The 12,593-nt window shown below is 58.0% G+C and carries 17 protein-coding genes; 16 read left to right on the top strand and 1 reads right to left on the bottom strand.

What is annotated here, in order from left to right; translation table 11 throughout:
* Positions 1-7: 7 nt before the first annotated feature.
* The 16 genes from rpsN (at position 8) to bfr (ending at position 9,646) form a co-directional block, all read left to right on the top strand.
* Positions 8-313, top strand: coding sequence for a 30S ribosomal protein S14 (gene rpsN, locus J3B00_RS26310; protein ID WP_119138197.1), 306 nt, complete (start codon positions 8-10; stop codon positions 311-313).
* Positions 314-522: 209 nt separating this feature from the next.
* The gene (gene rpsH, locus J3B00_RS26305) at positions 523-915 is read left to right on the top strand and encodes a 30S ribosomal protein S8 (RefSeq protein WP_119138195.1); all 393 of its coding nucleotides are present in this window, start codon (positions 523-525) and stop codon (positions 913-915) included.
* Between the two features lie 12 nt (positions 916-927).
* Positions 928-1,461, top strand: a complete 534-nt coding sequence (rplF, locus tag J3B00_RS26300; RefSeq protein ID WP_003255469.1) for a 50S ribosomal protein L6 — start codon at positions 928-930, stop codon at positions 1,459-1,461.
* Positions 1,462-1,471: 10 nt separating this feature from the next.
* Complete coding sequence (gene rplR / locus J3B00_RS26295) at positions 1,472-1,822, top strand: 50S ribosomal protein L18 (protein WP_011531893.1); 351 nt, start codon at positions 1,472-1,474, stop codon at positions 1,820-1,822.
* A gap of 3 nt (positions 1,823-1,825) precedes the next feature.
* Positions 1,826-2,326, top strand: a complete 501-nt coding sequence (gene rpsE, locus J3B00_RS26290; RefSeq protein WP_003255465.1) for a 30S ribosomal protein S5 — start codon at positions 1,826-1,828, stop codon at positions 2,324-2,326.
* Positions 2,327-2,328: 2 nt separating this feature from the next.
* Positions 2,329-2,505 carry a 50S ribosomal protein L30 gene (gene rpmD / locus J3B00_RS26285; protein ID WP_010220317.1) on the top strand — a complete coding sequence of 59 codons (177 nt, stop codon included), beginning with the start codon at positions 2,329-2,331 and terminating at the stop codon, positions 2,503-2,505.
* Positions 2,506-2,508: 3 nt separating this feature from the next.
* Positions 2,509-2,943: a 50S ribosomal protein L15 gene (gene rplO / locus J3B00_RS26280; protein ID WP_010220318.1), complete on the top strand. Its 435-nt coding sequence runs from the start codon at positions 2,509-2,511 to the stop codon at positions 2,941-2,943.
* Positions 2,944-4,275: a preprotein translocase subunit SecY gene (secY, locus tag J3B00_RS26275; protein WP_209874434.1), complete on the top strand. Its 1,332-nt coding sequence runs from the start codon at positions 2,944-2,946 to the stop codon at positions 4,273-4,275.
* A gap of 28 nt (positions 4,276-4,303) precedes the next feature.
* A complete protein-coding gene (gene rpmJ / locus J3B00_RS26270) occupies positions 4,304-4,420 on the top strand; it encodes a 50S ribosomal protein L36 (RefSeq protein WP_011531897.1) in 117 nt (38 codons plus the stop codon).
* Positions 4,421-4,551: 131 nt separating this feature from the next.
* Positions 4,552-4,908 (top strand): 30S ribosomal protein S13, encoded by a 357-nt coding sequence (gene rpsM, locus J3B00_RS26265; protein WP_209874431.1) that lies wholly within the window; start codon positions 4,552-4,554, stop codon positions 4,906-4,908.
* An 18-nt stretch (positions 4,909-4,926) separates the two neighbouring features.
* The gene (gene rpsK, locus J3B00_RS26260) at positions 4,927-5,316 is read left to right on the top strand and encodes a 30S ribosomal protein S11 (protein WP_003255454.1); all 390 of its coding nucleotides are present in this window, start codon (positions 4,927-4,929) and stop codon (positions 5,314-5,316) included.
* 15 nt (positions 5,317-5,331) lie between these two features.
* The gene (gene rpsD, locus J3B00_RS26255; protein WP_101322335.1) at positions 5,332-5,952 is read left to right on the top strand and encodes a 30S ribosomal protein S4; all 621 of its coding nucleotides are present in this window, start codon (positions 5,332-5,334) and stop codon (positions 5,950-5,952) included.
* Between the two features lie 22 nt (positions 5,953-5,974).
* Complete coding sequence (gene rpoA / locus J3B00_RS26250; protein ID WP_003255452.1) at positions 5,975-6,976, top strand: DNA-directed RNA polymerase subunit alpha; 1,002 nt, start codon at positions 5,975-5,977, stop codon at positions 6,974-6,976.
* A 42-nt stretch (positions 6,977-7,018) separates the two neighbouring features.
* Positions 7,019-7,405 (top strand): 50S ribosomal protein L17, encoded by a 387-nt coding sequence (gene rplQ, locus J3B00_RS26245; RefSeq protein ID WP_209874427.1) that lies wholly within the window; start codon positions 7,019-7,021, stop codon positions 7,403-7,405.
* Positions 7,406-7,577: 172 nt separating this feature from the next.
* On the top strand, positions 7,578-9,017 hold the full coding sequence (locus tag J3B00_RS26240) for a catalase (protein ID WP_209874424.1): 1,440 nt from the start codon (positions 7,578-7,580) through the stop codon (positions 9,015-9,017).
* A 164-nt stretch (positions 9,018-9,181) separates the two neighbouring features.
* Positions 9,182-9,646, top strand: a complete 465-nt coding sequence (gene bfr, locus J3B00_RS26235; RefSeq protein WP_209874421.1) for a bacterioferritin — start codon at positions 9,182-9,184, stop codon at positions 9,644-9,646.
* 71 nt (positions 9,647-9,717) lie between these two features.
* Here bfr and uvrA read toward each other — a convergent pair whose 3' ends face one another.
* The gene (gene uvrA / locus J3B00_RS26230; protein WP_209874418.1) at positions 9,718-12,552 is read right to left on the bottom strand and encodes an excinuclease ABC subunit UvrA; all 2,835 of its coding nucleotides are present in this window, start codon (positions 12,550-12,552) and stop codon (positions 9,718-9,720) included.
* Positions 12,553-12,593 lie beyond the last annotated feature (41 nt).

Genomic DNA, 12,593 nt, shown 5'->3' with positions numbered 1-12,593 from the left:
TAGGAAAATGGCCAAGAAGAGCATGAAAAACCGCGAGCTGAAGCGTCAGCTCACGGTAGCCAAGTTCGCCAAAAAGCGTGCTGAGCTGAAAGCGACCATCGTCAACCTGAACGCTTCGCCTGAAGAGCGTTTCGCCGCCGTCGTCGCACTGCAAAAGCAGCCGCGTGACGCCAGCGCCGCTCGTCTGCGCAACCGTTGCCGCCTGACCGGCCGTCCTCACGGTGTATACCGTAAGTTCGGTCTGGGCCGTAACAAGCTGCGTGAAGCTGCAATGCGCGGTGACGTTCCAGGTCTGGTCAAAGCCAGCTGGTAATCCCCGCTGGTGTGATCCCGGTGGAAGGGGAGCAATCTTCCGACCGCCGGTGACCTCACTACGAAACAAGCCCCTATATGGGGCTTGTTTCGTTTCTACCTTGTGTCTAGAATGACCGGCTCACCTGAGCCCGGGTTTTTTACCCTGAGCGACCAGGTGGTTGTGATAGCCGCAAGGCTAATAATTCTTGTATCAGGAGCATCTAGCCCATGAGTATGCAGGACCCGTTAGCGGACATGCTAACTCGCATCCGTAATGCCCAGATGGCTGAAAAGTCCGTCGTAAGCATGCCATCTTCGACTCTGAAGGTAGCGGTTGCCAAAGTTCTGAAGGACGAAGGTTACATCGCTGGCTACCAGGTTAGCAGCGAAGTGAAGCCCTCCCTGTCGATCGAGCTGAAGTACTTCGAAGGCCGTCCGGTCATCGAAGAGCTGAAGCGCGCTAGCCGACCAGGCCTGCGTCAGTACAAGGCCGTTACAGATCTGCCGAAAGTTCGTGGCGGTCTGGGCGTGTCTATCGTCTCCACCAACAAAGGTGTGATGACTGATCGTGCTGCACGTGCTGCCGGTGTTGGTGGCGAAGTTCTGTGCACAGTGTTCTAAGGGGGGATAAGCATGTCTCGCGTCGCTAAGAACCCCGTTAAGCTGCCATCCGGTGTCGAAGTCAAATTCGCCGGCCAACAGCTTTCGGTGAAGGGTGCCAAGGGCACTCTCGAACTGAACGTTCACTCGTCTGTTGAAGTTACCGAAGAGTCTGGTGAGCTGCGTTTCGTCGCTCGCAATGGTGACCAGCAAGCTCGCGCCATGGCCGGTACTACCCGCGCTCTGGTGAACAACATGGTCCAAGGCGTAAGCCAAGGCTTCGAGCGTAAGCTCCAGCTGGTCGGTGTTGGTTACAAGGCACAGGCAAAGGGCACCGTCCTGAACCTGGCTCTGGGCTTCTCTCACCCAGTGGACTACGAACTTCCAGCCGGCATCACCGCTGAAACTCCTAGCCAGACCGATATCCTGATCAAGGGCATCGACAAGCAGCTGGTAGGTCAGGTGGCCGCTGAAATCCGCGACTTCCGTCCACCAGAGCCTTACAAAGGTAAAGGTGTGCGCTACGCGGACGAAGTAGTCCGTCGTAAAGAAGCCAAGAAGAAGTAGGGCCTAGCAAATGACCGACAAAAAAGTTACTCGACTGCGTCGCGCTCGCAAAGCACGCCTGAAAATGCACGAGCTCGAAGCCGTGCGTCTGTGCGTGTTCCGCTCCTCGCAGCACATTTATGCCCAGGTCATCTCGGCCGACGGCAGCAAGGTTTTGGCAAGCGCCTCGACCTTGGACAAAGAACTGCGTGATGGCGCCACCGGCAACATCGACGCGGCCACTAAGGTTGGCAAGCTGGTAGCTGAGCGTGCGAAAGCCGCCGGTGTATCTCAAGTTGCCTTTGACCGTTCCGGCTTCAAGTACCATGGCCGCGTCAAAGCGCTGGCTGATGCTGCTCGTGAAGGCGGGCTGGAGTTCTAAGTTATGGCAAATAACGATCAAAAGCGCGACGAAGGCTACATCGAGAAGCTGGTTCAAGTTAACCGCGTAGCCAAAACCGTCAAAGGCGGCCGTATCTTCACCTTCACCGCGTTGACCGTGGTTGGTGATGGTAAAGGTCGCGTAGGCTTCGGCCGTGGCAAATCGCGCGAAGTACCTGCCGCGATCCAGAAAGCCATGGAAGCTGCCCGTCGCAACATGATTCAGGTTGACCTGAAGGGCACCACCCTGCAGTACGCCACCAAGGCCGCCCACGGCGCCTCGAAGGTTTACATGCAGCCTGCCTCGGAAGGTACCGGTATCATCGCTGGCGGCGCAATGCGTGCTGTCCTGGAAGTTGCTGGTGTCCAGAACGTTCTGGCCAAGTGCTACGGTTCGACCAACCCAGTGAACGTGGTTTACGCCACTTTCAAGGGTCTGAAAGCCATGCAATCTCCTGAATCCATTGCTGCCAAGCGCGGCAAGAGCGTCGAGGAGATCTTCTGATCATGGCAACCGTTAAAGTCACGTTGATCAAAAGCACCGCCGGCCGTCTGCCTAACCACAAACTGTGTGTTAAAGGCTTGGGTCTGCGTCGCATCGGTCACACTGTAGAAGTCCTGGATACTCCCGAGAATCGCGGGATGATCAACAAGGCTTACTACATGCTGCGCGTCGAGGGTTAATCGATGAAACTCAATGATCTGAGTCCAGCGCCGGGTTCCCGTCGCGAGAAGCATCGTCCGGGTCGTGGTATCGGTAGCGGTTTGGGTAAGACTGGTGGCCGCGGCCACAAAGGTCAGACCTCCCGTTCCGGTGGCACCATCGCTCCGGGCTTCGAAGGCGGTCAACAGCCGCTGCACCGTCGTCTGCCGAAATTCGGCTTCGTTTCGCTGAAGGCCATGGACCGCGCAGAAGTGCGTCTGTCCGAGCTGGCTAAAGTGGAAGGCGATGTTGTCACCGTGCAATCCTTGAAGGATGCAAACGTGATCAACCAGAACGTACAGCGTGTGAAAATCATGCTGTCTGGCGAAGTCACTCGCGCAGTCACCATCAAGGGTATCGCAGCCACCAAAGGTGCGCGTGCGGCTATCGAAGCAGCTGGCGGCAAATTCGAGGAATAAATGGCTAAGCAAGGTGCTCTCTCTTCGCTCGGTAAGGGCGGGATGTCGGAACTCTGGGCTCGTCTGCGCTTTCTGTTCATGGCGATCATCGTCTATCGGATAGGTGCACATATCCCGGTGCCCGGTATCAACCCGGACCGTCTGGCGGATCTGTTTCGGCAGAATGAGGGGACCATTCTTAGCTTGTTCAACATGTTTTCCGGTGGCGCGCTGGAGCGCATGAGCATTTTTGCACTGGGGATCATGCCGTACATCTCGGCATCGATCATCATGCAGCTCATGACCGCTGTCAGCCCGCAGCTGGAGCAGTTGAAGAAGGAAGGTGAAGCTGGCCGTCGCAAGATCAGCCAGTACACCCGCTACCTCACTGTTATCCTGGCGTTGGTTCAAGCCATTGGCATGTCCATTGGCCTGGGCAACCAGGGCGTGGCGTTTTCTGCAGGTCTGGGCTTCCATGTCGTTGCCGTCTCCACCTTCGTGGCAGGCGCGATGTTCATGATGTGGCTCGGCGAGCAGATCACCGAGCGCGGTGTGGGCAACGGTATCTCGATGTTGATTTTTGCGGGTATCGTTGCCGGTCTTCCGAGAGCAATCGGGCAGTCTTTCGAGTCTGCGCGCACAGGCGATATCAACATTTTCGCCCTGGTCGCTATCGGTTTGCTGGCAGTAGCGATTATCGGTTTCGTGGTGTTCATTGAGCGTGGTCAGCGTCGTATCGCCGTTCACTACGCCAAGCGTCAGCAGGGCCGCAAGGTCTTTGCTGCGCAGACCAGCCACTTGCCGCTCAAGGTGAACATGGCAGGGGTAATCCCGGCCATTTTCGCCAGCAGCATTCTGCTGTTCCCGGCTTCGCTGGGTGCCTGGTTCGGTCAGTCCGAAGGTATGGGCTGGTTGCAGGACATCTCGCAGTCGATCGCTCCTGGTCAGCCGTTGAACATTCTGCTGTTTAGTGCAGGGATCATTTTCTTCTGCTTCTTCTACACAGCGTTGATGTTCAACCCGAAAGACGTAGCGGAAAACCTGAAGAAGTCCGGTGCCTTTATTCCGGGTATCCGTCCTGGTGAGCAGTCGGCGCGCTACATTGATGGCGTTCTGACCCGTCTGACCATGTTCGGTGCTCTTTACATGATGGCCGTATGCCTTCTGCCCCAGTTCCTGGTGGTGGCAGCAAACGTGCCGTTCTACCTTGGCGGGACCTCGTTGCTGATCGTGGTAGTGGTTGTGATGGACTTCATGTCCCAAGTACAATCGCACCTCGTTTCACACCAGTACGAATCCCTGATGAAGAAAGCCAACCTGAAAGGCTATGGCGGCAGCAGCTTGCTGCGCTGACAGGCCCCTAAGGTTCGAGGAGTTGGTGATGAAAGTTCGTGCATCGGTGAAAAAGCTGTGCCGCAACTGCAAGATTATTCGCCGCGAAGGCATCGTGCGAGTAATTTGCAGCGCGGAACCGCGTCACAAACAGCGCCAAGGCTGAGTGTGATCCGCGCTACAAGCCCAGCAGCTAGTGCGCTGCTGGGTTGATTAATTGTTTCTACAGCGATATTATCTCGCGCCCTATTTCTTGGCTTCCGGGGCGTAGGTAGCTGTCAATTGGAGTCCCACTGAATGGCCCGTATTGCAGGCGTCAACATTCCAGATAACAAGCATACTGTTATCTCGCTGACCTACATCTATGGTGTCGGTCGCACAACTGCACAGAAGATCTGTGCAGACACTGGGGTCAACCCAGCCGCAAAGATCAAGGATCTGAGCGACGAGCAAATCGAAACCCTGCGTAGCGAAGTTGCGAAGTTCACCACTGAAGGTGACCTGCGTCGTGACGTAAACATGAAGATCAAACGCTTGATGGACCTGGGCTGCTACCGCGGTCTGCGTCATCGTAAAGGTCTGCCGGTTCGCGGTCAGCGTACCAAGACCAACGCACGCACCCGTAAGGGCCCGCGTAAGCCGATCCGCAAGTAATCGCCCAGGAATATAGACATGGCAAAACCTGCTGCTCGTCCTCGTAAGAAAGTCAAAAAGACAGTGGTTGATGGCATCGCCCACATCCATGCGTCTTTTAACAACACCATCGTGACCATCACCGACCGTCAGGGCAATGCTTTGTCCTGGGCGACCTCCGGTGGTTCGGGTTTCCGTGGTTCGCGCAAATCCACCCCGTTCGCAGCACAGATCGCTGCTGAGCGTGCTGGTCAAGCTGCGCTGGAATACGGTCTGAAGAACCTCGACGTAAACGTCAAGGGTCCAGGTCCAGGTCGTGAGTCCGCCGTTCGTGCTTTGAACAGCTGCGGCTACAAGATCGCCAGCATCACCGACGTGACGCCAATCCCGCATAACGGGTGCCGTCCGCCGAAGAAGCGTCGCGTGTAATCAGGAGACAGATAAATGGCACGTTACATTGGTCCAAAATGCAAACTGTCTCGTCGTGAAGGCACCGATCTGTTCCTGAAGAGCGGCGTTCGCGCTCTGGAATCGAAGTGCAACATCGAAGCAGCCCCAGGTATCCACGGCCAGCGCCGTGGCCGTCAGTCCGACTACGGTACCCAGCTGCGCGAGAAACAAAAAGTCCGTCGTATCTACGGTGTTCTGGAGCGTCAGTTCCGCGGTTACTACCAAGCTGCAGCCTCGAAAAAAGGCGCAACTGGTGAGAACCTGCTGCAACTGCTCGAGTGCCGCCTGGATAACGTCGTCTACCGTATGGGCTTCGGCTCGACTCGTTCCGAGTCCCGTCAGCTGGTTTCGCACAAAGCGATCAGCGTCAACGGTAAGACTGTAAACATTCCATCCTACCAAGTTCGTCCGGGTGACGTGGTCTCGGTTCGTGAGAAGTCGCTGAACCAGCTGCGCATTGTTCAAGCCCTTGAACTGTGCTCTCAGCGTGGCCGCGTTGAGTGGGTAGACGTGGATGCTGCTAAAAAGTCGGGCGTTTTCAAGAACGTTCCTGCTCGCAGCGACCTGTCCGCCGACATCAACGAAAACCTGATTGTCGAGCTCTACTCCAAGTAAGGGCTAGAAAATAGGTGCATCCATGCAGATTTCGGTAAATGAGTTCCTGACGCCCCGCCACATTGATGTGCAGGTCGTCAGTCCGACCCGCGCCAAGATTACGCTCGAGCCTCTCGAGCGTGGTTTCGGCCATACCCTGGGCAACGCGCTGCGCCGCATCCTGTTGTCCTCCATGCCTGGCTGTGCAGTAGTCGAGGCCGAGATCGATGGCGTACTCCATGAGTACTCCGCGATCGAAGGTGTACAGGAAGACGTAATTGAAATCCTGTTGAACCTGAAAGGCCTGGCTATCAAACTGCACGGTCGTGACGAAGTTACGCTGACCTTGTCGAAAAAGGGTTCGGGGGTGGTTACCGCTGCCGATATTCAGCTGGATCACGATGTCGAGATCGTCAACCCCGATCACGTAATCGCGAACTTGGCGTCCAACGGCGCCTTGAACATGAAGCTCACTGTAGCTCGTGGTCGCGGTTACGAGCCGGCCGACTCTCGTCAGACTGACGAAGATGAAAGCCGCAGCATTGGCCGTCTGCAGCTGGACGCCTCGTTCAGCCCGGTGCGTCGTATCGCCTATGTGGTCGAAAACGCCCGTGTTGAACAGCGTACCAACCTGGACAAGCTGGTCATTGATCTGGAAACCAACGGTACTCTGGATCCTGAAGAGGCTATCCGTCGTGCCGCGACCATCCTGCAACAGCAGTTGGCCGCGTTCGTCGACCTCAAAGGTGACAGTGAGCCGGTAGTGGTCGAGCAGGAAGACGAGATCGATCCGATCCTGCTGCGTCCGGTTGACGACCTGGAACTGACCGTACGGTCGGCCAACTGCCTGAAGGCGGAGAACATCTACTACATCGGCGACCTGATTCAGCGCACCGAAGTAGAGCTGTTGAAAACTCCTAACCTCGGCAAGAAGTCCCTGACTGAAATCAAGGACGTTCTGGCTTCCCGTGGTCTGTCCCTCGGCATGCGCCTCGACAACTGGCCGCCTGCAAGTCTTAAGAAGGACGACAAGGCGACTGCCTGATCGTCGTAATCACCGAACGTAGTGTTTGGTAAGGAATGAATCATGCGTCATCGTAAAAGTGGACGTCACCTGAGCCGTACCAGCTCTCACCGCAAGGCTATGTTCCAGAACATGGCAGTGTCGTTGATCGAGCACGAGCTGATCAAAACTACTCTGCCAAAAGCCAAGGAACTGCGCCGCGTTGCCGAGCCGCTGATCACCCTGGCCAAGGAAGATAGCGTAGCCAACCGTCGTCTGGCTTTCGACCGTACTCGTTCGAAATCCGCTGTTGGTAAGCTCTTCAACGATCTGGGCAAGCGCTACGCCACCCGTCAGGGCGGCTACCTGCGTATCCTGAAGTGCGGTTTCCGCACTGGCGACAACGCGCCTATGGCGTACGTCGAGCTGGTTGATCGTCCAGTCGGTGGTGCTGTAGAAGCCGCCGAGTAAGACGTTCTGTCTGCTACAGAAAACCGGGCCTAGTGCCCGGTTTTTTGTGCCTGTAACTATTTGAATTTTCTATCGATGCTAATGGATCAATGAATTTGTTCTTGAAGTGCTTCTTTTGGATACTGTTCAGCAAGCCGATTAGCCGGCAACTGAAGACCGATAAGGAGAGCCCATGAGCAAGATTCTCACCACCGCCAGCGGTGCACCTGTAGCCGATAACCAGAATTCCCGCTCTGCTGGCCCACGCGGCCCGCTCCTGCTTGATGACTTCCATCTGCTTGAGAAGCTCGCTCACTTCAACCGCGAGAACATTCCTGAGCGTCGCGTGCATGCCAAGGGCTCTGGCGCCTATGGCACGTTCACCGTGACCCGTGATGTCACGTCCTATACCAGTGCCAAGCTGTTCGAGTCGATCGGCAAGCAAACCGAGACCTTCCTGCGTTTCTCGACTGTCGGTGGCGAGCGCGGTTCGGCGGATACCGAGCGGGATCCTCGAGGTTTTGCCCTCAAGTTCTATACCGAAGAAGGTAACTGGGACATCGTTGGCAACAACACCCCGGTATTCTTCATTCGCGATCCCCTCAAGTTTCCGGACTTTATCCACACCCAGAAGCGCCACCCGCAAACCAACCTGAAGAACGCACAGATGATGTGGGACTTCTGGTCGCACTCTCCAGAAGCGCTGCACCAGGTCACCATTCTGTTTTCTGATCGCGGTATTCCTGATGGCTACCGTCACATGCACGGTTTCGGCAGCCATACCTACAGCTTGATCAGCGCCAGTGGTGAGCGGACTTGGGTCAAATGGCACTTCAAGACCCAGCAAGGCATCAAGAACCTGGCACCGGCCGAAGCTGCGCGGCTGGCAGGGGTTGAGCCGGACTACGCTCAGCGCGACCTGTTCGAGGCCATTGAGCGAGGCGATTACCCACGCTGGACAGTGTGCATCCAGGTAATGAGCGAGCAGGAGGCGGCTACGCGTCAGGAGAACCCGTTTGACGTGACCAAAACCTGGTCGCAGAAAGACTACCCGTTGATCGAAGTAGGCGTGCTGGAGCTCAACCGCAACCCGCAGAATTACTTTGCCGAGGTCGAGCAGGCTACCTTTGGCCCAAGCAATATGGTTCCAGGCGTGGGCCTGTCGCCCGATCGTATGCTCCAGGGGCGCGTGTTCGCTTATGCCGATGCTCACCGCTACCGCGTCGGCACCAATCACCAGCATTTGCCGGTGAATGCCCCGCGTAGCCCGGTCAACAGCTATCAGCGTGACGGCGCCATGGCGTTCGGCGCTTATGGCAGCGCGCCGAACTACGAGCCCAACAGCTACGGCGACGCGCCGAAGCAATCGCCCCGCCACGCTGAGCCGGGCTTGGCGCTCAGCGGCGCCGCCGACCGGCATGATCATCGCGACGATAGCGACTATTACAGCCACGCCGGCGCGTTGTTCCGCCTGATGAACGGCGAGCAGCAGGCGCTGCTGATCAGCAACATCGCCGGGGCCATGGCTGGCGTGAGCGAGGATGTGCTGCAGCGCCAACTGCAGTATTTCTTCAGGGCTGATCCGGCTTATGGAGAAGGGATCGCCAAGGCGTTGGGGATAGATCTCGCCTGAGTCGGAATGAGAAGTAGAACCGCCCTCATTTGGGCGGTTTTTCAATGAATATCACTACTGTTTAGTGCTTTTTTTGCATGTTATTGCGCATTTTTCAGTGACCTTGGATCTTTCCTGGTTCACACTATGGACCTATTAGCGCATTCACATGGAGATGCAGGGCGATGCAAGGTCACCCGGACGTAATCGATTACCTCAACACGTTGCTGACGGGCGAACTGGCAGCGCGCGATCAGTACTTCATCCATTCACGCATGTACGAAGACTGGGGCCTGGCCAAGCTCTTCGAACGCATCAATCACGAGATGGAAGAAGAGGCGCAGCATGCCGACGCATTGATGCGTCGTATCCTCATGCTTGAAGGCACTCCGCGGATGCGTCCGGACGATCTGGACGTCGGTACTACGGTGCCGGAGATGATCGCCGCTGACCTGCGTCTGGAATACAAGGTGCGCGCCGCGCTGTGTAAAGGCATTGAGTTGTGCGAACTGCACAAGGACTACATCAGCCGTGACATCCTGCGTGCGCAACTGGCTGATACCGAAGAAGATCACACCTACTGGCTGGAGAAGCAGCAGGGGCTGATCAAGGCTATTGGTCTGCAGAATTACCTGCAATCGCAGATGTGATCCGGGCTGTTTAAGACGGCCCTACAAAAAAGCCCCTGGTATTTCAGTACCAGGGGCTTTTTTTCATTTACTCAGGCCCGGTCGCGTTCAAGCAGTGGCTTGAGGTAATGCCCAGTGTAGGACTGCTTCATTTCAGCCAGCTCCTCAGGCGTACCAAAGGCGATGATCTGGCCGCCTTTGGAGCCGCCTTCCGGCCCCAGATCGACCAGCCAGTCAGCCGTCTTGATCACATCCAGGTTGTGCTCGATCACCACCACGGTGTTGCCGTGGTCGCGCAGACGGTGCAGCACGTCGAGCAGTTGCTGGATGTCGGCGAAGTGCAGGCCGGTGGTCGGTTCGTCAAGGATGTACAGGGTCTTGCCGGTATCGCGCTTGGACAGCTCGCGGGACAGCTTGACCCGCTGCGCCTCACCACCGGACAAGGTTGTCGCCGACTGCCCCAGCTTGATGTACGACAAGCCTACATCGACCAGCGTTTGCAGCTTGCGCGCCAGCGCCGGCACCGCGTCGAAGAACTCGCGGGCATCCTCGATGGTCATTTCCAGCACCTCGTGGATGTTCTTGCCCTTGTACTTGATCTCCAGGGTTTCACGGTTGTAGCGCTTGCTCTTGCACACGTCGCACGGTACGTAGATGTCAGGCAGGAAATGCATCTCGACCTTGATCAGGCCGTCGCCCTGGCACGCCTCGCAGCGGCCGCCCTTGACGTTGAACGAGAACCGCCCGGGGCCGTAGCCACGTGCGCGTGACTCTGGCACGCCGGCAAACAGCTCACGCACCGGGGTAAAGATGCCCGTGTAGGTCGCCGGGTTCGAGCGCGGGGTACGGCCAATCGGGCTCTGGTCGATGTCGACCACTTTATCCAGGTGTTGCAGGCCATCCATGCTGCTGTGCGCGGCGGCTTCGTGGCTGGTCGCGCCATTGAGCGCGGTGGCGGCCAGCGGGAACAGGGTGTTGTTGATCAGCGTCGACTTGCCCGAACCGGATACCCCGGTCACGCAGGTGAGCAGGCCGATCGGGATTTCCAGGTCAACGTTCTGCAGGTTGTTGCCGCGTGCACCCTTGAGCTTGAGCGAGAGCTTCTTGTTGCGCGGCGTGCGCTTGCCCGGGACGGCGATCTTCTTGCGCCCGGAGAGGTACTTGCCGGTCAGCGAGTCTGGGTGGTCCATGACCTCCTGTGGCGTGCCCTCGGCGACGATCTGCCCGCCGTGCACCCCAGCACCCGGGCCGATGTCCACCACGTAGTCAGCCAGGCGAATGGCGTCCTCGTCATGCTCTACCACGATCACCGTGTTGCCCAGGTCGCGCAGGTGATTGAGCGTGCCCAGCAGGCGGTCGTTGTCGCGCTGGTGGAGGCCGATGGACGGCTCGTCGAGGATGTACATCACGCCCACCAGGCCGGCACCGATCTGGCTAGCCAGGCGGATACGCTGGGCTTCGCCGCCGGACAGGGTATCGGCGCTGCGGTCGAGGGTCAGGTAATCCAGGCCGACGTTGACCAGGAACTGCAAGCGTTCGCAGATTTCCTTGAGGATCTTTGCCGCGATCTCGCCGCGCCGGCCGACCAGGGTCAGGTCGCTGAAATAGGCGCTGGCATCGCCGATCGGCAGGTTGGTGACCGCCGGCAAGGTCTTCTCGCCAACCCACACATGACGCGCCTCACGGCGCAGACGGGTGCCACGGCAATCGGGGCAGGGCTGGGTGCCGAGGAACTTGGCCAGCTCTTCGCGCACGGTGGCCGACTCGGTTTCGCGGTAGCGCCGCTCCAGGTTCGGCACGATGCCCTCGAAAGGGTGCGAACGCTTGACGATATCGCCGCGGTCATTGAGGTACTTGAAGTCGACGTTCTGCTTGCCGCTGCCCTGCAGGATGACTTTTTGATCGTCTACCGAGAGTTCGCCGAACGGCACTTCCAGGCTGAAGCCATACTGCGCGGCGAGTGAGCCGAGCATCTGGAAGTAGTAGACATTGCGCCGGTCCCAGCCGCGAATGGCGCCCTCGGCGAGGGTCAGATCGGTGTTGACCAGGCGCTTGGTGTCGAAGTACTGCTTGACCCCCAGGCCGTCGCAGGTCGGGCAGGCGCCAGCCGGGTTGTTGAAGGAGAACAGCTTGGGTTCCAGCTCGCTGATCGCATGGCCACAGATCGGGCAGGCGAAGCGTGCGGAGAAGATTATCTCTTCACCCGGATCGTCATCCATTGGCGCCACCAGGGCGATGCCGTCGGCCAGCTTCAGTGCGGTTTCGAACGACTCAGCCAGACGCTGCTGGAGATCGGCACGGACCTTGAAGCGGTCGACCACCACGTCGATGCTGTGTTTTTTCTGTTTGTCGAGCTTGGGCAGTTCGTCGAGCTCGTACAGCTTGCCGTTGACCCGTGCACGAACGAAGCCCTGCGCACGCAGCTCGTCGAATACCGCCAGGTGCTCGCCTTTACGTTCACGGATCACCGGCGCCAGCAGCATCAGCTTGCTGCCCTCAGGCTGCTCGAGCACCAGGTCGACCATCTGGCTGACCGTCTGCGCCTCGAGCGGGATATCGTGATCCGGGCAGCGCGGCGTACCAACGCGGGCGTATAGCAGGCGCAGGTAGTCGTAGATCTCGGTGATGGTGCCGACGGTCGAACGCGGGTTGTGCGAAGTCGACTTCTGCTCGATGGAGATGGCCGGGGAGAGACCCTCGATGGTGTCGACATCGGGTTTTTCCATCATCGACAGAAATTGCCGAGCGTAGGCCGACAGCGACTCCACATAGCGGCGCTGGCCTTCAGCGTAGAGCGTATCGAATGCCAGGGACGACTTGCCGGAACCGGACAGGCCGGTGATCACGATCAGCTTGTCCCTGGGCAGGGTCAGGTCGATGTTCTTCAGGTTGTGGGTACGTGCCCCACGAATCAGGATCTTGTCCACTGCGGCCTCGCTCGGCGGGCATAAACAGAGAAGTATACGGC

Source organism: Pseudomonas sp. BP8, from assembly GCF_017875955.1.
Lineage (GTDB): Bacteria > Pseudomonadota > Gammaproteobacteria > Pseudomonadales > Pseudomonadaceae > Aquipseudomonas.
Note: the sequence above shows the minus strand (reverse complement) of the source record. Positions and strands in the feature narration are given on the sequence as shown.